This is a genomic window from Chitinivorax sp. B, from assembly GCF_005503445.1.
Classification (GTDB): Bacteria; Pseudomonadota; Gammaproteobacteria; order Burkholderiales; family SCOH01; genus Chitinivorax.
Window position 1 is genome coordinate 37,647 of the sequence record NZ_SCOH01000009.1, and the last position, 22,995, is coordinate 60,641.

Sequence of the window (22,995 nt, forward strand, 5' to 3'; positions counted from 1 at the left end):
AGCAAGAAACAACTGAAGAACGCGAGTCTCCTGATAAGTCAATTGAGGGATGCAGCGACTTGCTCATGTCAAGTTCGATATTTGCTTACTGCCCAACAACCACTGGATTTCCCTTAGAAAACCGACAAAAAGCGAGTCCAATCACATTTAATTTCATTAGCTTATAAAATATTAACATTTAATAATAAACTAATTATCAAAATACGAAATAATGCAGTATTGAGATTTTTCATTACTGAAAATGTTCAAAAATTAAGCTGAATCTATATAAAAAAACAGTAAAAAATGTTGCACTTATACAACATTCCCAACATTTTATATAATCAGCGGGCTTAAAAACGGTGTTTTCCATGCTGAAACGATAACCATTCGCCTATCGCGCAGCCATGCCTGATTGAGATAAAGTCACAGATCCACATTCAGTGTTCACGCAGCCATGACTTCTTCTCCCCGATCCATCTTGATCACCGGCTGTTCTTCCGGCATTGGCCTTGCCACGGCCAAAGGACTGCATGCACGAGGGTGGCGAGTGTTTGCCACCGTTCGCCAACCAGATCAGGTCGCCATGCTTGAGCAGGCTGGATTGATTCCAATGTTGTTGGATCTTGTCGATTCCGAAAACATTAAAAAGGTATGTGGTCAGGTATTGGACATGACTGATGGCAAGCTGGATGCACTATTCAACAATGCTGGATTTGGTCAACCCGGTGCGGTTGAAGATCTACCCCGGATGGCCATCCGCGAACAGTTTGAAGTCAATCTGTTTGGACCGTTGGAACTGACCAATCACCTATTACCCATCATGCGTCAACAAGGACACGGGCGTATTGTTTGGAATAGCTCGGTGCTTGGTTTTGCGGCCATGCCCTATCGCGGTGCATACAATGCCAGCAAATTTGCCATGGAAGGCTTGGTGGATACGCTCAGACTGGAACTGACCGGTAGCAACATTCACGTATCATTGATTGAGCCCGGTCCCATTCTGAGTAGATTTCGTGACAACGCCTTCCAGGCCTTTCAACGAAATATTCAGCGTGACACCAGCTTTCATCGAATGGTTTATGACGAAATGGAGGCGAGATTGAAGAAGACAGGAGCAACTTCAGGTTTTACTTTACCTGCAGAAGCCATTCTGTCACCGCTTTTGCATGCACTGGAAAGTAAGCCCCCCAAGGCACGCTACCGGGTGACCACACCCACCAAGCTGTTTGCAATAGCCAGACGCCTGCTACCTACACGATGGCTGGATGCCCTATTGTTAAGGGCATCAGGTGGTGAGAAACCACCGACATGTCGATGAATGCAGCTAGGGCCTAGGTGCGGTATAATTCAAAGATCTGCATTCATCACCTCGCAAGGTAACGTCATGGCAATTGATCGCGAGTATGTTTCCGAATTTACTCAATTCATGAGGGGCTATCTGGAGCAAAATCCGGAAGTCAAAAAGTCGCAACTGGAAAACCGCGCCACGTGGTGGGATCGGGAGCTGGACCGCGAACTGTATCGTCGTTTCGACGAATCCCGCGTCAAACAAAAACCTTATGTCTATCAACCGGATTGATCAGCTATCGGGTTGATTGTATAGGGGACTAAGATGAACGGCGCACAATGCGCCGTTTTCTTTAAACAACACCATCGCCAAAGCGTGCCGACCAAATCCAGCAAAGTGCTTGAAACCAAGCGTACCCTGCAAGTAGTACAGAAACATGGCAAAGTGGTGTGGCACAATACAGTATCAGGATTCCGATTCATTGATCCGGCCAAGTGAAGTTTTAACGTAAAAGAATACAAGGCCTTGTTTTAAAATAAGACAGATTAAGACAAAGTCAGGCCAGTTCAATAGTTGTGATGAAGGAAGCCATCATGCGCTTTGCTGTTTTGTCCGATATTCATGGCAACCTGCCCGCCCTGACTGCTGTCCTGGCTGACGTGAAACGGCGCGGCATCACGCAATGGATCAACCTGGGCGATATCCTGTCTGGCCCCTTATGGCCGCGCGAAACGGCAGAATTATTGATGACGTTGGCTGTCGTCACCATTCGTGGTAACCATGAACGCCAGTTACTGGCTTGTGCTGCCCAACCGGGCAATCCGTCAGATCAATATGCCTTCGAGTCCCTGGATACACGCCACCTGACTTGGCTGCGCAACCTGCCCGCCACGTGCTGGCTGGCGCCCGATGTATATTTATGCCACGGGCAGCCAACGGATGACCTCAACTATTTGCTGGAAGATGTTGAGCATGGCATGACCGTCGTACCGCCCAATGAAACACTGATGGAACGAATCAGTGGTGTGAAAGCCAGCCTGGTTTTGTGTGGCCACTCCCATCTGCCGCGCATCGTGCAATTGACCAACGACATGCTGCTCGTCAATCCCGGCAGTGTAGGGCTACAAGCTTATGATGACGATGCCATCGCCCCACACCTGGTGCAAAACCACAGCCCACATGCTCGCTATGCCATTTGCGAACGGCAGGATGAACACTGGCTGATCAGCCAATGCGCCATACCTTACGACTGGGACGCTGCAGCACGTCAGGCAGAACATAATGGCCGACCCGACTGGGCGTACTCATTACGAACCGGGCGGGCGACCTTTCCATCCTGATCAACTCACGACAGCGGTTCAATTCCTGGCAGGGTCTGAAAACACACGGCCTGCATTGTGGCCAGAAAGTCAGCCAGATAGGCACGATTGGTATCCTGGCTGCGAATCACGCCGTACAAACACCCCCATAAACCATGATCGGAAATCGGCCGCGCCGCGATATACCCCCGTTCCACATAGCCTTGCACTGCCCATGCGGGTAATGCAGCCATACCACGCCGGCTGGCCACCAGTTGCAGAATGGCAACCGTCAGCTCACTGGTACGGCGCTTGGGCGTAATGCCAGCAGGTTTCAGTATCTGCCGGATCACATCCAGCATGTCGTCCGGCACAGGGTAAGTGATCAGAGTTTCATCGGCAAAATCCTGTGGCTGCAACACTGGCTGCGCTGCCAATAGATGGTCATTGGCCACCAGCCCGACAATCTCATACTTGAATAACGGGTGATACTGCACCGACTGTTCACTGTCATCCCGGTCGGATACTACAGCCAGATCTGCCCGGTCTTCCAGCAACAGCCCGACCGGGTCGGCATGAAAGCCCGACACAATGTCCAGCTCCACTTCCGGCCAGGCGGCACGGAATCGGTCCATCGCAGGCATCAGCCAGTCAAAACAGGTGTGGCATTCCACCGCAATTCGCAACTGCCCCGCCTGCCCTTCCAACAATCGGGCCAGATCACGATCCGCGGCCGCCACCATCGGCAACACCAATGTGGCCAACTGTAATAAACGCTCACCTGCAAGCGTCAATTTCAATGGCTGGGTCTTTCTGTCAAAAAGCTCCAGGTTGTAATGGGATTCCAGCGCTTTGATCTGGTGCGACACCGCCGATTGTGTCAAATGCAGCCGCGCCCCCGCCCGCGATACCGAGCCCGTTTCGGCAATGGCTTGAAAGGTACGCAGATGGCGGATTTCGATGATGGATTGAGTCATGAATGAATTCGATGCAAATCATAAAAATAATGAGATTGAATCATATCCACTCCACCATCATCATGCAAACCACTCATACAAAAAGGGGCACATGATGACAATGATTCATACGCTGGGTTTCCCGCGCATTGGCGCACAACGTGAACTGAAACATGCCGTCGAAACCTATTGGCGCGGCGAAAGCAGCACCGATTCACTTCAGCAAACCGCCATCACGCTTCGCAACCAACATTGGCAATGGCAACGTGAAGCTGGGCTGGACTATGTCACCGTAGGTGATTTCGCCTTTTACGACCAAGTGCTCAACCACATCGCGTTGTTTGGCTGCGCACCCAAGCGCTTCGGCTTTGGCTCGACTGTTAACTTGGACCAGTACTTCCAGCTTGCGCGGGGCAATACCGACCAGTTCGCGCTGGAAATGACCAAATGGTTCGATACCAACTATCACTATCTGGTACCGGAGTTCCACGCCAACACTACTTTCGAATTGGATGCCAGTTGGCTACTGGATGAATTGACACAAGCACAATCCGGTGGCCATCGCGCCAAGCCCGTGCTGATCGGCCCATTGACCTTTCTGTGGCTGGGCAAAGCCAAAGGTCATGGTGATCACGCCAATCACCAGCACGCCGACTGCTGCGACCATGTGCTGCAGGCAGATGCCTTCGACAAATTACAGCTGCTGGATCGCTTGTTGCCCGCCTACGTCAATCTACTGGAAACGCTGGCCGCACAAGGCGTCGACTTAGTGCAAATTGACGAACCAGCGCTGGTGCTGGACCTGCCGCCAGCATGGCTAGATGCCTATGATGCCGTCTACAACACCTTGGCTGCCGTGGGCCCGAAGCTGTTACTCAGTACCTATTTCGGTTCGGTCGCCAACCATGCCGATCGTCTGCGTCGGTTGCCCGTAGCCGGCCTGCATCTGGATCTGGTCCGCGCGCCAACACAACTTGCTGCATTTACCGAGAGCTGGCCGGTCGACAAGATTCTGTCCATTGGTGTCATTGACGGTCGTAACATCTGGCGTACCGATCTGGATCGCTGCCTGGAAATCTTGGCACCGTTACGTCGCCAACTGGGTGACAGGCTATGGCTGGCCCCCAGCTGCTCCCTACTACATGTGCCGGTAGACTTGGCACAGGAAGCCAAACTGGACACGGAGCTAAAGAGCTGGTTGGCCTTTGCCAAGCAGAAACTGAATGAGCTGTCCGTGTTGAAACGCGCACTCGACCTGGGCCGCACCGCAGTACATCAAGAGCTGCAAGCCAGCCGCGCAGCACTGGATGCCCGTGACACCAGCCCGCGCATTCATAACCCAGCAGTGGCCGCCCGCATGGAAGCCATCACTAGCCATGATGACCGCCGCCAATCCACTTACGAGGCACGCCACCCACTACAACGTGATCGCCTGAAACTACCCTTGCTGCCGACGACGACCATTGGCTCGTTCCCGCAGACTGACGGTATCCGTCGCGCCCGCGCAGCTTTCAAGCGGGGAGATTTGAACGACACAGCCTACCATGACGCCATGCAGGCAGAAATCCGCCATGCAGTAGCACGCCAGGAAGCCCTCGGATTGGATGTATTGGTACATGGCGAAGCAGAGCGCAATGACATGGTCGAATACTTCGGCGAACAACTGGCCGGCTTTGCCTTTACCCAACTGGGCTGGGTGCAAAGCTATGGTAGTCGTTGCGTGAAGCCGCCGATCATCTTTGGCGACGTATCACGCCCGCAGCCCATGACTGTGGAATGGACACGTTACGCACAAAGTCTGACCACTCGACCGATGAAAGGCATGTTGACCGGCCCGGTCACCATTCTGCAGTGGTCTTTTGTGCGCGACGATCAGCCACGCAGCCAAACTGCCACCCAGATCGCGTTGGCAATCCGCGATGAGGTAGTGGACCTGGAAACCGCAGGGATCGCTGTCATCCAGATTGATGAACCCGCATTCCGAGAGGGGTTGCCACTGAAACGTACGGACTGGCCGGCTTACCTGGATTGGGCAGCTCGAGCGTTCCGCCTGTCTGCCAGTGGTGTACGCGATAACACGCAGATCCACACGCATATGTGCTATTCGGAATTCAACGACATACTGCCGGCCATTGCCGCACTGGATGCCGACGTGATCACCATTGAGACCTCACGCTCAGACATGGAACTGTTGGATGGCTTTGGCGAATTTGCCTATCCGAACGAAATTGGACCTGGCGTATATGACATCCACTCGCCACGCATTCCCAAGGTCGAAGAAATGACCCGCCTGCTGCGCAAGGCCGCAGCTGTCATCCCGGCTGAAAGGCTGTGGGTGAACCCGGATTGCGGTTTAAAAACCCGTGGCTGGCCAGAGGTGGAGGCAGCCCTGAGCAATATGGTATCGGCAACCACCATGTTGCGCGAAGAGCTATCTGTAACCGCTTGAGCCGGGTCATCACACTGACCCTCTGTTAGCAAATTAGATCAGGGCAGCCATCAGGCTGCCCTTTTCACTTCAGGACAGATAGCACACAGTCAGATAACAATCTGAGCCACTCAGTGACCTTTGTGCAAGGTGTCCGGGTCAACGTCGATCGGCTCAACCTTCACTTCCACCCTCACCTCGCCCGCCTGTTTGAAACGTAAAGTCAGCGGCAATTTCTCACCCTGTACCAGTGGCTTCTTCAAACCCATCAACATGATGTGATAGCTATGGGGCTTCAGCAGTGCTTGCCCGCCGGCCGGCACATCCACTTGCGATACCTGCCGCATGCGCATCACGCCATTGTCGTTGACATGATTGTGGATCTCTACCTTGTCAGCCAAGTCCGGATTGCTGGCAGACAACAAGGCATCTGCGGCTTTGCTGGGATTCGTGATCTTCAGGTAGATGGCGCCAGTCTGTGTACCCGGTACGGAAGCACGTGCCCATGGGTGATCGATGTCCAGGCCGCCATGTTTGAATTCATGGGCCAATACGACATTGGTCAATAACATGGCAGACAACGGGATCAGAAAACGTGCTTTCATCAGACAAACCCTTTCATGAGGTCGACCCGATATGCTGGCACTGAGCCATCATATCGAGGATGTTCAATTCGAACCGCCAACAGTGCCCGTCATTACCGACGACAATGACCCATCGTGCTGATGAGCGCCGCTGGCATGTAAACACGGCATATCGGCTGCGGGCCGATCGCCAACACAACACCAATTACGATGAAAAGTCAGGCAAATGAAACAGGTGGGGCGCGCCCAGGCGGTGGTGCAGCAGGGTCATTGTGAACACGGCGAACCGCGCCGTTGTTGCCAGGTACCCATTGCAGGGTGATGCCACGGTCGACACTGTCCAGCCACGTGTCAGGCTCAGGCAAGGTCAGATGGTGCTCAAGATGCTGACACAGCGGGCAACTCTGATTGATCGCCTTGGCTGGTTCAGCAGGCTTGCCGCCTGGCGCGTTCGCCAGCAAGGACGCGATCTCTGGCGTGATCTTGCCGCAGAAGGCATAGCCACCGCCTTCGCCCATTGGCATCGTGCCGTGCAGAAACGGCATCAAAACATGCAGCAGGACCGCACATAAGGCAAGCCAGCGACTCAAGTTTCGACGAACAAGATGCATAGGGCCGGGGAGTGTAAAAAGGTGGCGATGATTTCAACGGCCGATTATATGCAGCCCGCGCCGCGCCTACAATCGATCAGTGAAATCCCGATACATCGCAGCTTGCCTGAAAAGCTGCACAAGCCGACAATCACCTCATTCCACCTAAGGATGTAACTACATGAACAAACGAGAACTCGAAGACGGCATTGTGACCGATCTTTCCAACCGGATGAGTTACGGCGGCTATTTGTGCCTGGATGACCTGTTAGCCTACCAAAAGCCACTGTCGAACCCACCTCACCATGATGAAATGCTGTTCATCATCCAGCACCAGACGTCGGAACTGTGGATGAAACTGATGTTGCATGAGCTGCGAGCGGCATTGCAATTCGTTCAACAAGACACGCTCGGCCCGTGTTTCAAGAGCTTGGCACGGGTTAAACAGATTCAGCGCATCCTGTTCGAACAGTGGGCCGTGCTGGAAACCCTCACCCCATCGGAGTACATGGAGTTCCGCGATGTACTGGGTAATTCATCAGGTTTCCAGTCCCATCAATATCGATCCATAGAGTTTTTACTGGGCAACAAGAACGAGCGAATGCTGGAAGTGTTCCGTCACGAGCCGGACAAATATGAATCGCTGAAGGCCATTTTGCATGCACCTAGCCTATATGACGAGTTCCTGCGCCATCTACAGCGTCAGGGCTTACCTGTGCCAACCACCTGTATCGAACGCGACTGGTCACAACCTTATGAACGCAATCCAGCGCTGATCCCGGTGTTCAAAACCATCTATGACAACCCGCGTGAACATTGGGAAGCCTACGAGATGGCGGAAAAACTGGTCGATGTGGAAGAGTATTTCCATCTGTGGCGATTCCGCCATATGAAGACGGTTGAACGTGTCATCGGCTTCAAGATGGGTACCGGTGGCTCCAGCGGTGTCAGTTTCCTGAAGCGCGCATTGGAGCTGACCTTCTTTCCGGAACTACTGGATGTCCGTACGGAGCTGGGCAAATGATTGCGGATTACCTGACCCACGCCATCAATGCCATGGGGGATGGCCCCTTGACCGAAGCGTCAATCCATCAACACCTTGCGCCACTGTTCTCGCAAGTGCTGTCGCGTGATGAGATCTATCTGGCCAACCACTCTTTGGGGCGCCCGCTTGATCAAACCATGCACGACGTGGCGGAAGCCATCAGCCTGTGGCAGCATCGGCTGGATAGCGCCTGGGAACCCTGGCTGGATGAACAAACAGCGTTTCGTCAACGTGTTGCCATGCTGATCGGGGCCCCCCGTCCCGATTGCATCGTGCCCAAAACCAGTGCTGGCCAGGGCTTGCGGGCGGTATTGAACAGCCTGAGTGGCTCAGTCAAAGTGGTCAGCACACGAGGCGAATTCGACTCCATCGATTTTATCCTCAAGCAATACCGCGAACAGGGGCATATCCGCCTGAACATGGTTGAGCCAGATCAGGATGGCTTGTTTCAAGCTGACGACATCAAAGCTGAAATTGATACCGACACCAAGTTGGTAGTCATTTCGCAGGTCATGTTCATGACGGGGCAAGTCATATCCGAGCTGACATCCATCATTAACCATGCTCATGCCAATGGGGCGCAGGTACTGATCGATGCCTACCATGCAGTCGGCGTCATTCCGGTAGACGTCACCGAGCTGGATTGTGACTATCTGATTGGTGGCAGTTACAAGTACTTGCGCGGCGGGCCCGGTGCCTGTTGGCTGTATCTTGCACCCAAGGTGCTGGCACAGCACAGCACCACGCTGGATACAGGCTGGTTTGCCAAACATCAACCATTTTCCTACGCTCGCCCGGATACACCAGCATTTGGTCCTGGTGGCGATAGTTGGCTGGAGTCCACTCCACCTGTGCTGACCTGGTATCAGAGCCGGGCTGGTCAGCAACTGGCGTTGGGCATTGGCGTGGATCGCCTGCGTACCTACTCTTTACAACAACAGCGCGAGCTGAAAGCAAGGCTTCGGATCCTGGGTGTGTATTGCGAGGGTGGCGATGAAAACCATGGGGCTTACTTGACCATTCGTCACCCGCAGGCTATTGATTTGTCATTGAAGTTAATGAAAAAAGGCATCAACACTGATGCCAGGCTGGACCGCCTTCGGCTATGTCCTGATCTGCTCAATACCAGTGAGGAACTCAGCCGGGCCAGTGACATCATTGCAACGGTTTTGAAAGAAGGGACTTGATAATTGGCGAGGTGATCACATATGAAGAGATGTCATCCCTTTATTTGTATTCAAACTCGCCATGAAAACGCCGCTGCGCTCCGATATTCTGGTCAACCTCAACCGGGCCGACCTGATTCAGTTCAACGATGAACTGGTGCGGCCTGATTACATCCTGGTTCCGGACGAAGACTGCCGGCGCGATGATATCGTGATGGAATGTACGGTCAACGGTCAGTCAGTCGACTTCACCGTGGAAGATTTCGTCAATGCAGAAAGCCTGGACGATGGTGGCTATCTGGTCAAACATCGTGGTGTAGTCAGGTTTCTACAGGTCGCATCCATCCATTAAAGCAATTACCAAGCTGTTCAGTTGCGTCAGGCCAAATACCGGACCAACAAGGATACCGTTCCCGTCTATACTAAGCAGGTGGCCGATCGACACCCGGTCGGCATCATTTGGACGATTGATATTCCTCGAATGGCTCACATGAAGCATGCCCGTATAGTTTTGTCACTGCTTCTGCTTGGTTCGATCTTGGCAGGTTGCAAGCAACAATCCGGTTCGTATCAAATCGACAACAATAGTTCGTTTACCTTGTTGCGGGTGAAAAAATACATCTGGAGTAAGGACTGGGAGCGGTGGTTGCTGGTTTCGCGAATGCCGGATTGCCAACGCAAGTACCCACTGCTGGACGAATCGGAATTCGAGGAAATCAAGCTCTATCAGGTGGATGAAGGGCTATATGAAGTGAAGGACGGCTCTGTTGCTTACTTAGCGGATCTGAACAATTGCGCAATGGCCGAGCAACCTAAGCGTACCAAGCCAACAGGTACCTTGATCGGTACGTTCAGCGATCCGAAAAAAGATCGTATTCCATTTGTCGCCAAGCCTGCTAAAGGCACACCTGCTGAATAGTCAGTCGCCTCTGGCTGTGACATCCCAATAAACCAGTCACCATTACCTACACGACAGGCAAGGGCGGCAGACCATGACCGGCACGCGCTCGATTACATGCTTCCGCATATTGGCCAATCTCAGCCAATGGCGCAAATTCATGACAAGGCGAAGGCCGTTCAAGATAGATACCACATGATACGGACTGGCCAATCACCCCAATCCGTGCAATGCAGCGAGGCCGAACATAATCGGTCCCTCTCAGACGGGCCGTCGAACCGATTTCAGGTACCGCAAGCCTGTCAGGTACGCAGCCACCTTCACTTTCCAGCTCCGAAACATGAAAACTGACACGGAATGCGGCACAACATACGCCACACGACAAACAGACTGACACATTGCCCTCCAACAGGCATGACAAAGTCATTGCAGAAAATCAGTATTCCCTAATATCATAACCTATTCATATCAGTTCAATAGGTTCTACCCATGACACAACATCTCGTCCGCACAGCTGTGATGATCGCCTCCCTATTTGCCTTGACGGCCTGCGGCGGCGGTGGGGGTGGGGATGACAGCGCACCAGCAACAGGCACGACTTCACCAACAACACCAGGAACCACCACACCGACCACGCCTAGTGGTAATACAGTGCCCGACGGTGCACTCCCCTCGGCAGTCTCTACCATGTTGTTGAATAGTCACAATGCGGTGCGTGATGCGGAAAAAGCCAATCTGCCAAAACTTGCCTGGTCCGAACCGCTGGCTCAATTTGCGCAAACCTGGGCCAACAATCTGAAAGCCAGCAATTCATGTGCCATGCGCCATCGTGATGGTAAGGAACGCTATCTGAACAACGAGCTTACTGGTGAAAACCTCTACTGGAGCTGGAGCAGTGTGCCTTATCAGGATTACATGACCAAACCTGAAAATGTCGTGAAATCCTGGGCAAGCGAGAAACCCGACTATAGCTTTGCAGCCAAAAGCTGCGCCAACGGAAAGGCTTGTGGCCATTACACGCAAATTGTCTGGAAAACCACCACCCAGGTCGGTTGTGGCCGGGCACAATGTGGATCACAGGAAGTCTGGGTCTGCAATTACCTACCGGCTGGTAACATCGGCGGTCAGAACCCATATTGATATGGTCAAGTATCCCATCTGATCTGGCGGGATCGACAACAAGCGGGCGACAGATCAACTTTCGCCCGTTTTACATTTCTGGCAATCAGTGAAGATTGTCATCAGATACATCGGGAATCGGCAAAAACTCGATTCCCTCATCAACCAATGACTTAGCCTCATCTAACGTGGCAGAGCCACGAATCACACGTATCGGGGCATCACCATAGTGAATCTTACGGGCTTCATCGGGAAAGCGGTTTCCTACATTTTCGCTATTCGCCAATACTTGTTCCCTGACCAATTGCAACAGCGCTCTGACATCGATGGCGGCGGACGACTGGGACGATTCCTGTTGGCTGGAAACATTGACAAATGCCGCTGAGGGTACTTTTCTGACATGGCGGGAATTACACATTGGACATTCGACCAAGCCGCGTACCAACTGGTCATCAAAGTCACCACTTGAGGCAAACCATCCCTCGAATTGATGACCCTCATCGCAACTGATCTCGTAAACCACCATCATTTTGCCTGCTGAACATATCGGGTTGGGAACGGGATAAATCTTATCCGAATACAAGCAAATAAGGAAACCAGCGCTGGCCCGACATGACAAACGGCATGTGTCACCATCCGGCGACAGAAATCTCTAGAAAAATTACAATAAATCCATTAATAATCATTAAGATAGACAAACACAAAACATTTTTACTGACAGCTGCCAATCTATGCGACAATCCGCGCCTTTCCAACAGGCCAAAGAGCCTTTTCAGCCCGCCTTTCGCGTCGGCTGAACCGGACTCGCAGAACGAGGTAAGTCCAATGAAATTCCGTTTCCCGATCGTCATCATTGACGAAGATTTTCGCTCCGAAAACACCAGTGGTCTGGGCATTCGCGCCCTTGCTGCTGCCATTGAACACGAAGGCATGGAAGTGCTCGGTGTGACCAGCTACGGCGATTTGTCGAGTTTTGCACAGCAGCAGAGCCGCGCGTCCGGGTTCATACTGTCGATTGACGATGAGGAATTTCAGTCGGAAGAAGCTGCAGAAGCCGCTGTTCAACAGCTGCGGTCCTTTGTTGAGGAAATCCGCTGGCGCAATCCGGACATCCCATTGTTCATTTATGGCGAAACCCGTACCAGCCGCCATATCCCGAATGACATTCTCAAAGAGCTGCACGGCTTCATTCACATGTTCGAGGATACGCCGGAATTCGTCGCGCGATACATCATTCGTGAAGCCAAGACTTACCTTGATTCATTGGCCCCGCCATTCTTCCGAGCCTTGTTGAACTATGCGCAGGATGGTTCGTATTCATGGCATTGCCCTGGCCATTCAGGTGGCGTTGCCTTTTTGAAGAGCCCAGTTGGTCAGATGTTCCACCAGTTCTTCGGTGAGAACATGTTGCGTAGCGATGTCTGCAATGCAGTGGAAGAGCTGGGCCAACTGCTGGATCACACCGGCCCCGTTGCCGCATCCGAACGCAATGCCGCTCGCATCTTCAATTCGGATCACTGCTTCTTTGTGACCAACGGTACATCGACGTCCAACAAGATGGTTTGGCATGCCACCGTGGCCCCCGGTGACATTGTGGTGGTTGACCGCAATTGCCACAAGTCGATTCTGCACTCCATTATCATGTGTGGTGCGATTCCAGTATTCCTGATGCCAACACGTAATCACTACGGCATCATCGGCCCGATTCCGAAAGAGGAATTCGAGCCAGAGAACATCCGCAAAAAGATTGAGGCCAATCCGTTCGCCAAGGATGTGAAAACCAAGCCACGCATTCTGACCATCACCCAAAGTACTTACGATGGTGTGTTGTACAACGTGGAAATGATTAAGGAAACATTGGGTGACACCATCGATACCCTGCACTTCGATGAAGCTTGGTTACCACATGCCACGTTCCATGACTTCTACAAGAACATGCATGCGATTGGCCGTGACCGCCCACGCCCGAAAGATCCACTGGTGTTCTCGACCCAGTCAACCCATAAAATGCTGGCGGGCTTAAGTCAGGCTTCGCAAATCTTGGTACAGGAATCGCAGACCCGTACGCTGGACCGCTATCGTTTCAACGAAGCGTACCTGATGCACACGTCAACCAGCCCGCAATACGCGATTATCGCCTCATGCGATATCGCCGCCGCCATGATGGAGCCTCCGGGCGGTACCGCGTTGGTCGAAGAATCAATTTTCGAATCGCTCGACTTCCGCCGTGCCATGCGCAAGGTTGACGAAGAGTATGGTGACAGCTGGTGGTTCAAGGTTTGGGGGCCAGACGAGCTGGCCGCTGAGGGCATGGGCGAGCGTGATGACTGGCTGCTCAAGGCCAACGAGCGTTGGCACGGTTTCGGCAATCTGGCCGAAGGCTTCAACCTGCTTGACCCGATCAAGGCCACCATCATCACCCCTGGGCTGGATGTAGATGGTGACTTCGACGACTCTGGCATCCCGGCCGCCATTGTGACCAAGTACTTGGCCGAGCATGGGGTGATCGTCGAGAAAACCGGCCTGTACTCATTCTTCATCATGTTTACCATCGGCATCACCAAAGGCCGTTGGAATACGCTGGTCACCGCCTTGCAGCAATTCAAGGATGATTACGACAAGAACCAGCCGTTGTGGCGTGTGCTGCCGGAATTTGTTGCAGCCCATCCTCGCTATGAGCGAATTGGCCTGCGTGATCTTTGTCAGCAGATTCATGATGTATACAAAACACATGACATTGCACGCCTGACCACAGAGATGTATACGTCCAGTATGGTACCGGCGATGAAGCCCACCGATGCCTACGCCAAGATGGCACACCGTGAGATTGAGCGCGTACCGCTGGATGATCTGGAAGGCCGGATCACCGCCATCTTGCTGACGCCTTACCCACCGGGGATTCCACTGTTGATCCCAGGTGAGCGTTTCAACAAGACCATCGTGCAATACCTGAAGTTTGCACGCGAGTTCAATGAACGCTTCCCGGGGCTCAAGACTGACATCCATGGTCTGGTTGAGGAAGAGGTGAATGGTCAGGTCGAGTACTTTGTCGATTGTGTGGCATCGTAACTCGACGTTTGATGACCCGCCAACACGCAACAGGGGGCTACACGCCCCCTTTTGTCATTTCAACTTCATGCGAGTACAGGCTCTCGCTGCAAGTCTGCCAGCAATGCCGAAATGTCCGGTACACCATGTAACTGCCGAATCATGCCAAACACGTCGTCAGCTTCTGGATAGCTCCGACGCAACATGCTCAACCATTGCTTGAGCCTGCCCGGAGCATGCTTACTGTCCGCCTTGACCTCAATCTTGTTGGCCACCTTGTCAAAAAAGTTGGCCAGCACGGGTAACATATCCGACCATTGCATGGCTACGACAGGTTGGCCAGCCAATGCCTGCTTGACTTGCCGAGCAAGATCCGGCCTGGAAACCAACCCACGTCCCAACATGATGTCGTCGCATTCGCTTTCACGACGACATTGCAGGTAGTCTTCGACCGTCCAGATTTCGCCATTGGCAATCACCGGGCACGTAACGGCCTCTTTGATCCGGGCGATCCAATGCCAATGGGCGGGCGGCTTATAGCCTTCCACCTTGGTACGGGCATGTACAACGAGCTCGGCGGCACCACCATCGGCCAGTGCCTGGGCACATGTCAATGCCAGCGACTTGTCTTCATAACCAAGTCGCATCTTGGCTGTCACGGGGATGGCTGCAGGGACTGCTTGCCGAACTGCGTGCACAATGGCATTCAGCAGCGCCGGTTCTGTCAGCAATGCGGCACCGCCACGATGGCGATTGACGCACTTGGCCGGACAACCAAAATTCAGGTCGATGACAGGTGCACCCAATTCCGCAGCTCGGGCGGCATTCTCAGCCAAACAGCCGGGATCGGAGCCCAGTAGTTGCAATCGCACAGGGATACCAGCTGACGTGCGGGCTTCAGTCATCAACTCCGGCGCCAATCGATAATAGACTTTGGGTGGCAGCAAGCTGTCGGTGATACGGATAAACTCAGTCACGCACCAGTCCACCCCACCAACTTGCGTCAACACGTCCCGCATCACGTCGTCGACCAGCCCTTCCATGGGCGCCAATACAATTCTCACCCTGCACATCCCGCAAAAAAACCGCGCATTATACGCCCCCGGCAATTCGCCGCACAATTCTTTGTAATCAAAAGGGTTTTAGTGAACACATCGCAACCAAACCAAGAAAAAGCAGCCTAAACTGATACTCATGTGGTGCTGTGTCATCTCGATCAATCACTCCACAAGGAGAATGCACTGTGGCAACCCATCATCTACCTGGTCTTGATGAGCACTTCTCTCTTCCAGAGGTTCAGCACGTGTCAGCTGGCCGACCATTGAATTGGTTGAAACAAGGTTGGCAGGATCTACTCGCCCACCCTGGCCCCAGCTTGGTATATGGCTTGTTGGTTGCGGCACTGGGCTGGTTGATCGTGACATTGGCGGCACCCCGACCTTATTTGGTGACTGCGGCTATCTCGGGTTTTTTGCTATTGGCACCAATTGTCGCAACCGGTATCTATGAGCTGACAAGACAACGAGCCAATGGCCGGACACCGACCTTCATCGATTCCTTGATTGGTCTTCGTCGCAATGCAGGTTCAGTCGCACAACTTGGCGTGGTATTGGCATTGGTCGCCCTGGCTTGGGAACGTCTTTCCGCCATCTTGCTGGCCCTGTTCTATGGTGGCGAAATGAGCACAGTGGATGGCTTTATCAGGCAGGTATTGCTATCAGGAGATTACCTGGGTGTGGTCATTGCCTGGGTTGGTGGCGGAGCCTTGCTGGCGGTACTGGTATTTTCGCTGACCGTTGTTGGTATGCCAATGTTGATTGATCGCAACACCGATGTGATCACGGCAATGATGACCAGCCTGCGTACCGTGGCTGACAACCTGCCGGCCATGCTGATCTGGGCAGGATTGATTGTGGTGCTGACCCTGATTGGCTTTGCTACGTTGATGCTGGGCTTGATCGTCATTCTGCCATGGCTTGGGCATGCGACCTGGTGCGCCTATAAAGAGCTGATCAGCGATTAATCAACACCATTCCACGAAGGGGCCGGCCAAATCCGGCCCTGATTTTGTTACTTTTTGAACAGCTTCTGCAATTGATCGGTCAAAGCATCTCCTGCCTTCTTCTGAATATCTTGCTTGTGCTTGTCAAGCTGTTCGTTCAGCTTGGCCTTAGCGGTATCCTGCAGTAGATCGCGATAATCCAGTGCATAAGTGGGTGCCAGCAATGAACCCTTTACACGCACTGGGACAGTGACCCCCTTGAGCTGATCCAGATCACGACCTTCCTGCCCCTTGCTGGTACCGACAATACTGGCCTTCAGCAGGTAATCGAGTGTTTTTTCCGGCAAATTGATATCACCAGCCCCCGCCAGACGCAGCAACGGGGATTTGGCTGACAGATCTTCGTTGTGTGCGATGCCATTACGAATGGCAAATGACGCCGCCAGCTCTGCAAAATCCGTCTTCTCTGTCGCACTGGCTGGCTTGACCTGCTCACCAGACATTTGCGACATGGTCGCTTTGGCTTGACGCAGTGTGGCACCGATATTGATACCTTTGATCGAGCCATCCCGCATTTGTGCTGCGAAATTACCGTTCAAATTGCGAGTCAGCTGATCTACGTTGCCACCTTGAGTCGTCAGATTGGCCTGCAGATTACCATGACCTTCCAATCTGTCATTTTTTGCAAGGGTTGCCACCATCTTGCCAATGTCGACATTGGATGCTTTGGGATTCAACACAAAACGTGGGGCGGCAGTCGTTGTTGCCGATGCCGAGCCGGCCAGATTGCCACCGAACAGGTTGAGGCTGAATGGTGCCAGTTGCACTTGACCATTGCCAGCTTTCAATTCAACGTTGACATCATTCATTTTGATGTCGCCATACTGCAGCGAGCCAATCTTGGCTTTGCCTTGTGCATTCAGGGTTTTCAGGCCAGATAAATCGATATTGCCTGCCGCGGCCGTCTTTCCAGCAGGGGCAGGTGCCTTTTCTGAGGCAGATGCCGCTGCCAGATAACGATTGACGTTCAGCTGATCAATGGCCAAGTCAAAGCGATAAAACGGTTTCGCCAGATTGTCGATCGCTGCATCCAGATTGATTCGGGATTCATCAAGCACACCGGCCAATTTCATGTTGGCCTGTTTGGGGGATGCCAGTGCATGACCGGCCAGATTGAACGCCACTTTACCACCCTTGGCTTGAGCAACGGCCGCATCACCTTGCAACTTGAGTTGAGGTAAATTCAGTTGCAATGTAGTCAAGGCCAGCGACAAGGGGCTTTGCATCGTCACGTTGACATGCTGAGCCCCCTGCTTGAATTCAACATTGGCGGCAAATTGCTTAGCCTGCACTTGATTATCTGCGCCACTCAAGCCATCGATACGCAGCTTGGCATCGACATCACGACTCCCTTTCACGGTCACATTCAGCTCTATCGCATCGCCCGTCACCTTGGAAGTGGTCAGATTCAGCTTGGGTGCTTCCAGCTTGGCATTGAGCGTGTCTTGTTGCAGTTTGCCATCCAAAGTCAACTCCAGGTCATCCACCTGATAACTATTGGCCTTCTGGTCAATGGTCACATCGCCACTGATGGCCAGCACCATGGCTTTCAAGGTGTCCATCTCACCTTTGGTACCAAACTTGATACCTTTGAAACTATACTGCCCTTGTTCGGCATCCAGACTGGCATCCCCCTGTAATGTCACCACCAGATTGACCGCCGGCGCTGAATTCACAAAGGTCGTTTCCAGGTCGATATCGTTGACCGCCTTGGGGCTGACCGCCCCCGTCTTCACGTTGAGTGTCCGCAATTCGGTTTTGCGTTTTTGCTGCTGATCATCGAAAACCAGCCCAGAATCACTGAGTTTGATATGGTCGATCTCCAGTTCCAGCGGGCTACTTTTCTCGTCCTTCTTCATCAAGTCAGCAATGTTCAAGGTGCCGTCGGGTTTGCGAATCAAATTGGCATGCAAGCCACCGGCTTCAATTTCGTCGATCACGTAGCGTTTTGACAACAACGGCCAAAGCTGCAGTGAAACCCGTGCTGAATCCAGCCTCAGAAATTCCTTGTCACTTTGATGCTCCGAAAGGCTGAGCTTGCCGATACGAGCACCAATCGACGGGAATAAACTGAGTGTAATGTCACCGTCAATCCGCAAAGTACGCTGCTTCTCTGTTTTGACCAGCTCAATGATCTGGGGTTTAAGCGTATTCGGGTCGAATGTCAGTGCCACTACTGTGACTACACCGACCAATACCGCAGCCACACCGCCGACCCCATAAAGCACATAACGAAGAGAACGCATTGCAATTCACCTGGATGGAAAACAAAACGGGTGGAAACCCACCCGCTGCTTTTTAGCACAGCCAGCCTGAATCGTGGCTGTCTTATTTATAGTGCAAACCTCACCAACACTGGGACATCTACATGTGATACCCCGCCAGGAACACCATTATCCTCGATAGAACAATCGCATACCAACCAGCCAATCCCCCCAGCCGGAGGTCACCGTGATACCGCGAGTGCCGTTCATCCCTCGTCCGAACGCCAAACGGCGCTCCAAAAACCGGCTTGCACCAAGCTGGGCACAGTGCTCGTCCTGTTTGATGGACGATGCGCCACCCACGCCTATTGCCCCGATCACAGCCTTGTCCACACGCAGCAATACCCCACCATCGACACGCTCTGCATAGTTCGACAGTGCGAATTTGCTGGTCCGCAAGGCCCGTTGCTGACTGGTTGCCAGCGAATCCAGCGAGGCTGATTCACCCCGTTGCAGAACATGTAGACGTCCATGATGGTCCACCACCGTGGCAGACACTGGCAGGCCCTTGGCCTGACAGGCATCAATGGCAGCCAACGCAGCTTCACTGGCCAAGGCTGGGGTCAATTTGTCGGGTATCACCTCTGCGGCGTGAACGCCCGCTACCCATAACCACCCGGTTACACCATACATGGCCAGGAGTGTAGGAGCAAAACGGTAAGACTTCATGGTATTTCCTTTATCACGGGTATTCCGGACATGCTTCCGCGAAGGACAAAATTGGCGGGACGCAAAATCGATCCAACTCGTGTTACATGTATTTGGCATTGCCCTGTGGACAGCCCGCCAGGTAATTGGTTTCCGCACAGGTTCTGCAAATTTTCAGTACTGGCTGATTATTTGGCCGATTGATATACATCCTGATCCAGTTTCAAAGCAGACCCAACTGTTTTTGTCGGCGTATTTTGCGCTGTCTGCGCTATAATCCAGCCCATCCCGAGGAGCGCTGCGAGGTACACATGAACCCCAGGCTCGGTACCGAATCAACTGCGCTCACCTGAATAACCCGTGCCGGACACGGGATGCTTGGGTGAGCTTGCATCCCACCGGCCACACGTCAAGGAATTGAAATATGAACGCTGTGGTTGACAAGAATTTCACCGATTTCAAAGTAGCCGACATGTCGCTGGCCGACTGGGGCCGCAAGGAAATCCGCATTGCTGAAACCGAGATGCCCGGCCTGATGGCCCTGCGCACCGAATACGGCCGCGAACAGCCACTGCGTGGCGCACGCATTGCTGGCTCCCTGCACATGACCATCCAGACAGCAGTCCTGATCGAAACGTTGAAAGCATTGGGTGCCGATGTCCGTTGGGCATCGTGCAACATTTTCTCGACACAGGACCATGCTGCAGCAGCCATCGCCGCATCGGGTACACCAGTCTTCGCTTACAAAGGCGAGTCGCTGGAAGAATACTGGGATTACTCGCATCGCATCTTCGAATTTGCCGATGGCGCAAACATGATCCTGGACGATGGTGGCGATGCCACCCTGCTGTTGATTCTGGGCGCAAAGGCCGAACAGGATATGTCGGTTGTCTCCCACCCGACCAATGAAGAAGAAAAAGCGCTGTTCGCGGCCATTCGCAAACGGGTGGCCGAACAACCGGGCTGGTATTCAAAACAGTTGGCGGGTATCAAAGGTGTAACCGAAGAAACCACCACAGGTGTGAAGCGCCTGTACCAGATGGCCACTGAAGGCACCCTGCCTTTCCCGGCCATCAATGTGAATGATTCGGTGACCAAGTCCAAGTTCGACAACCTGTATGGTTGCCGTGAATCGCTGGTGGATGGCATCAAACGTGCCACCGATGTGATGATCGCTGGTAAGGTGGCCATTGTTGCTGGTTACGGTGATGTTGGTAAGGGTTGTGCACAGTCACTGCGCGGCCTGGGTGCCACCGTATGGATCACCGAAATCGATCCGATCTGCGCGCTGCAGGCAGCAATGGAAGGCTACCGCGTCGTGACGATGGATGAAGCCTGCGACAAGGCCGACATCTTCGTTACCGCCACAGGCAACGTGAACGTGATCGCCCATGATCACATGAAGAAAATGCGCGATCAGGCCATCGTCTGCAATATCGGTCATTTTGACAGCGAGATCGATGTGGCCAGCTTGCGCCAATACCAGTGGGAAAACATCAAGCCACAAGTCGATCACATCATTTTCCCGGATGGCAAACGCATCATCATGTTGGCGGAAGGTCGTCTGGTCAACCTGGGTTGCGCAACCGGCCACCCAAGCTTTGTGATGAGCAACTCGTTCACCAACCAGACCTTGGCGCAAATCGAACTGTTCACCCGTGGCGACCAGTACAGCAACAGTGTGTTCGTGTTGCCTAAGCATCTGGACGAGAAAGTGGCACGCCTGCACCTGGCAAGGATCGGTGCGCGGCTGACCACGCTGACTGATGAACAGTCAACCTACCTGGGTCTGCAGAAGGATGGTCCGTTCAAACCAGAACATTATCGCTACTGATCTGGGTAGTTGGCCAAGTTACATGGCCATTGAAAAGCCGCTCAGGGAGCGGCTTTTTTCATGGATGGTGATGACCCGTTCCCGGTGGGGACATGCCATCATGAGCGCCCACGTCACGGATGGTATCAGGCCGATTGGTCATCACATTGTCGGCATAGGCAAGTGCCGCAGTGAACGTATCAAAATGACGAATACGCCCATCGGCCAGCAATTCTGCCCTGACCAGCTTGCCCTGCACTCGCTCGTTGGCCTCGCACAGCACCACCAGCACATGCCGTTTGGCGAGTTGCTGGATGACCTCCTCAAGGGTCAGCAAGCCAGTGATATCCATGAACGGCACACGCTTTAGCCGTAATATCAGCACCTTTGGATCGGTGTGGGTATGCACCAAAGCCCGTTCAAAGTTTTCCACCGCACCAAAGAAAAATGGCCCTTCAATGCTGTAAACCAATACCTTGGGTGGCAAGGCCATCAGCCCTTGATACACCAGTTCCAGCTGCAGTTCCTTCTCGGACAACTGCTGAACTTCCACGCTTTCCGACATTCGCCGCAGAAAATGCAACGTGGCCAGAATCACACCGATGTTGACCGCCACGACCAGATCCGCGAATACCGTCAGGCAAAAGGTGATCAGTAAAATTGCCACATCTGCACGTGGTGCACGACGCACGATACGGACCACATGCCGCATCTCGCTCATGTTGTAAGCCACGACGAACAGGATGGCCGCCAGTGCAGCCAACGGAATGTGTTGTGCCAAAGGCGCCAAGAACAATACGATCAGCAACAAGGTAATGGCATGCACGATACCGGACAACGGACTGGATCCACCATTACGGATATTGGTGGCAGTACGGGCAATGGCACCTGTGGCAGCAAAACCGCCAAACAGTGGAGAGACCATGTTGGCAATACCCTGCCCGATCAGCTCCTGATTCGAATCATGCTTGGTACCAGCCATTCCATCGGCCACCACCGCGGATAACAAAGATTCGATCGCTCCCAGCATGGCGATGGTGAAAGCCGGGCCAATCAATTCAAGTACCCTGGACAATGTCACGGTGGGTACCGTCAAACTGGGTAAGCCCTGTGGAATACCGCCAAAAGCACTGCCAATGGTAATCACGCCATCAAATTGAAATACCGACTGCATGACAGTTGCCACGATCAGGGCCAGTAACGGGCCCGGCACACGCTTCAATCCCGGTATTCGCGCACCATACAGCACCAGCAACAAGCAGCCCAGCGATAACAACGTCGTAGCAAGATGCAATTGCGGCAAAGCAATCAGCAAATGCCACCATTTCTGATGGAAATGGTCACCTGTAACGTTGGGTAAGCCGAAGAAATCCTTCCATTGCCCGACCCAGATAATCACGGCAATGCCCGCTGTGAAACCAACAATCACCGGGTCCGGGATGAATTTGATGATACTGCCCAGTCTAGCCACCCCCAGCGCCAGGAGCATGATACCGGCCATCAGCGTCGCGATCTGCAAGCCATCAATGCCATGCTTGGCTGTGATACCCGCGAGGATCACGATGAAGGCACCTGTTGGGCCACTGATCTGCATCCGCGTGCCGCCGAACAGTGATGTCAGCAAACCAGCGACAATGGCCGTATACAAACCCTGCTCGGGCTTCGCGCCAGATGCAATGGCAAAGGCCATCGACAATGGCAACGCCACCACGCCAACAATCATGCCGGCAATCAGGTTGTTGATCAGATGTGTTCGCTTGAAAAGTCCGGCTTGCCAGGCTTCACGGAGCGCAATCATGTCATTGA

The 22,995-nt window shown here is 53.2% G+C and carries 21 protein-coding genes and 1 riboswitch; of the genes, 13 read left to right on the top strand and 8 right to left on the bottom strand.

Annotated features, from left to right (window positions below; genetic code table 11):
* Nucleotides 1-436 precede the first annotated feature (436 nt).
* The 4 genes from FFS57_RS07590 to FFS57_RS07600 all read left to right on the top strand — a co-directional run bounded on the left by FFS57_RS07590 (nucleotide 437) and on the right by FFS57_RS07600 (nucleotide 2,610).
* Nucleotides 437-1,300 carry an SDR family NAD(P)-dependent oxidoreductase gene (locus FFS57_RS07590; protein ID WP_137937177.1) on the top strand — a complete coding sequence of 288 codons (864 nt, stop codon included), beginning with the start codon at nucleotides 437-439 and terminating at the stop codon, nucleotides 1,298-1,300.
* Nucleotides 1,301-1,366: 66 nt separating this feature from the next.
* On the top strand, nucleotides 1,367-1,561 hold the full coding sequence (locus tag FFS57_RS07595; RefSeq protein WP_137937178.1) for a DUF3460 family protein: 195 nt from the start codon (nucleotides 1,367-1,369) through the stop codon (nucleotides 1,559-1,561).
* A gap of 33 nt (nucleotides 1,562-1,594) precedes the next feature.
* Complete coding sequence (locus FFS57_RS25155) at nucleotides 1,595-1,768, top strand: hypothetical protein (RefSeq protein ID WP_171013722.1); 174 nt, start codon at nucleotides 1,595-1,597, stop codon at nucleotides 1,766-1,768.
* Nucleotides 1,769-1,863: 95 nt separating this feature from the next.
* The gene (locus FFS57_RS07600; protein WP_171013723.1) at nucleotides 1,864-2,610 is read left to right on the top strand and encodes a metallophosphoesterase family protein; all 747 of its coding nucleotides are present in this window, start codon (nucleotides 1,864-1,866) and stop codon (nucleotides 2,608-2,610) included.
* 5 nt (nucleotides 2,611-2,615) lie between these two features.
* Here the strand turns inward: FFS57_RS07600 and FFS57_RS07605 are convergent, their stop codons facing one another.
* A complete protein-coding gene (locus FFS57_RS07605; RefSeq protein WP_137937179.1) occupies nucleotides 2,616-3,545 on the bottom strand; it encodes a LysR family transcriptional regulator in 930 nt (309 codons plus the stop codon).
* A 94-nt stretch (nucleotides 3,546-3,639) separates the two neighbouring features.
* On the opposite strand from FFS57_RS07605, the gene metE reads away from it, so the two are divergent.
* Nucleotides 3,640-5,973 carry a 5-methyltetrahydropteroyltriglutamate--homocysteine S-methyltransferase gene (gene metE, locus FFS57_RS07610; RefSeq protein ID WP_137937267.1) on the top strand — a complete coding sequence of 778 codons (2,334 nt, stop codon included), beginning with the start codon at nucleotides 3,640-3,642 and terminating at the stop codon, nucleotides 5,971-5,973.
* A gap of 110 nt (nucleotides 5,974-6,083) precedes the next feature.
* On the opposite strand, the gene FFS57_RS07615 is transcribed toward metE, so the two are convergent.
* Both FFS57_RS07615 and FFS57_RS07620 read right to left on the bottom strand, forming a co-directional pair.
* Nucleotides 6,084-6,557 (bottom strand): copper chaperone PCu(A)C, encoded by a 474-nt coding sequence (locus FFS57_RS07615; RefSeq protein ID WP_137937180.1) that lies wholly within the window; start codon nucleotides 6,555-6,557, stop codon nucleotides 6,084-6,086.
* 197 nt (nucleotides 6,558-6,754) lie between these two features.
* The gene (locus FFS57_RS07620) at nucleotides 6,755-7,147 is read right to left on the bottom strand and encodes a DUF2946 family protein (RefSeq protein ID WP_349306720.1); all 393 of its coding nucleotides are present in this window, start codon (nucleotides 7,145-7,147) and stop codon (nucleotides 6,755-6,757) included.
* Between the two features lie 160 nt (nucleotides 7,148-7,307).
* Between FFS57_RS07620 and kynA the strand changes: the two genes are divergently transcribed.
* The 5 genes from kynA to FFS57_RS07650 all read left to right on the top strand — a co-directional run bounded on the left by kynA (nucleotide 7,308) and on the right by FFS57_RS07650 (nucleotide 11,375).
* Nucleotides 7,308-8,150, top strand: a complete 843-nt coding sequence (gene kynA / locus FFS57_RS07625) for a tryptophan 2,3-dioxygenase (RefSeq protein WP_137937182.1) — start codon at nucleotides 7,308-7,310, stop codon at nucleotides 8,148-8,150.
* Nucleotides 8,147-9,358 carry an aminotransferase class V-fold PLP-dependent enzyme gene (locus tag FFS57_RS07630; RefSeq protein WP_137937183.1) on the top strand — a complete coding sequence of 404 codons (1,212 nt, stop codon included), beginning with the start codon at nucleotides 8,147-8,149 and terminating at the stop codon, nucleotides 9,356-9,358. Before kynA ends, FFS57_RS07630 begins: the two co-directional genes overlap by 4 nt.
* Before the next feature lie 61 nt (nucleotides 9,359-9,419).
* Entirely contained in the window at nucleotides 9,420-9,689 is a 270-nt protein-coding gene (locus FFS57_RS07635; RefSeq protein WP_137937184.1) for a hypothetical protein, read from the top strand.
* Nucleotides 9,690-9,827: 138 nt separating this feature from the next.
* Nucleotides 9,828-10,256, top strand: coding sequence for a hypothetical protein (locus FFS57_RS07640; protein ID WP_171013725.1), 429 nt, complete (start codon nucleotides 9,828-9,830; stop codon nucleotides 10,254-10,256).
* A gap of 468 nt (nucleotides 10,257-10,724) precedes the next feature.
* A complete protein-coding gene (locus tag FFS57_RS07650) occupies nucleotides 10,725-11,375 on the top strand; it encodes a CAP domain-containing protein (protein WP_137937187.1) in 651 nt (216 codons plus the stop codon).
* 85 nt (nucleotides 11,376-11,460) lie between these two features.
* Here FFS57_RS07650 and FFS57_RS07655 read toward each other — a convergent pair whose 3' ends face one another.
* Nucleotides 11,461-11,883, bottom strand: coding sequence for a DUF1178 family protein (locus tag FFS57_RS07655; RefSeq protein ID WP_249383935.1), 423 nt, complete (start codon nucleotides 11,881-11,883; stop codon nucleotides 11,461-11,463).
* Nucleotides 11,884-12,179: 296 nt separating this feature from the next.
* On the opposite strand from FFS57_RS07655, the gene FFS57_RS07660 reads away from it, so the two are divergent.
* Nucleotides 12,180-14,423 (top strand): arginine/lysine/ornithine decarboxylase, encoded by a 2,244-nt coding sequence (locus FFS57_RS07660; protein WP_137937188.1) that lies wholly within the window; start codon nucleotides 12,180-12,182, stop codon nucleotides 14,421-14,423.
* A gap of 65 nt (nucleotides 14,424-14,488) precedes the next feature.
* Here FFS57_RS07660 and FFS57_RS07665 read toward each other — a convergent pair whose 3' ends face one another.
* Nucleotides 14,489-15,466, bottom strand: a complete 978-nt coding sequence (locus FFS57_RS07665; RefSeq protein ID WP_137937189.1) for a tRNA dihydrouridine synthase — start codon at nucleotides 15,464-15,466, stop codon at nucleotides 14,489-14,491.
* 179 nt (nucleotides 15,467-15,645) lie between these two features.
* Between FFS57_RS07665 and FFS57_RS07670 the strand changes: the two genes are divergently transcribed.
* Nucleotides 15,646-16,425 (top strand): DUF2189 domain-containing protein, encoded by a 780-nt coding sequence (locus FFS57_RS07670; protein WP_137937190.1) that lies wholly within the window; start codon nucleotides 15,646-15,648, stop codon nucleotides 16,423-16,425.
* Nucleotides 16,426-16,472: 47 nt separating this feature from the next.
* Here FFS57_RS07670 and FFS57_RS07675 read toward each other — a convergent pair whose 3' ends face one another.
* Together FFS57_RS07675 and FFS57_RS07680 are read right to left on the bottom strand one after the other, a co-directional pair.
* Nucleotides 16,473-18,710 (bottom strand): AsmA family protein, encoded by a 2,238-nt coding sequence (locus tag FFS57_RS07675; RefSeq protein WP_137937191.1) that lies wholly within the window; start codon nucleotides 18,708-18,710, stop codon nucleotides 16,473-16,475.
* Between the two features lie 147 nt (nucleotides 18,711-18,857).
* On the bottom strand, nucleotides 18,858-19,397 hold the full coding sequence (locus FFS57_RS07680) for a GlcG/HbpS family heme-binding protein (RefSeq protein WP_171013727.1): 540 nt from the start codon (nucleotides 19,395-19,397) through the stop codon (nucleotides 18,858-18,860).
* A gap of 263 nt (nucleotides 19,398-19,660) precedes the next feature.
* Nucleotides 19,661-19,730, top strand: a riboswitch (S-adenosyl-L-homocysteine riboswitch).
* A gap of 70 nt (nucleotides 19,731-19,800) precedes the next feature.
* Here FFS57_RS07680 and ahcY point away from each other — a divergent pair.
* Nucleotides 19,801-21,210, top strand: a complete 1,410-nt coding sequence (gene ahcY / locus FFS57_RS07685) for an adenosylhomocysteinase (RefSeq protein ID WP_137937193.1) — start codon at nucleotides 19,801-19,803, stop codon at nucleotides 21,208-21,210.
* Between the two features lie 58 nt (nucleotides 21,211-21,268).
* Here the strand turns inward: ahcY and FFS57_RS07690 are convergent, their stop codons facing one another.
* The gene (locus FFS57_RS07690; RefSeq protein ID WP_137937194.1) at nucleotides 21,269-22,987 is read right to left on the bottom strand and encodes a SulP family inorganic anion transporter; all 1,719 of its coding nucleotides are present in this window, start codon (nucleotides 22,985-22,987) and stop codon (nucleotides 21,269-21,271) included.
* Nucleotides 22,988-22,995 lie beyond the last annotated feature (8 nt).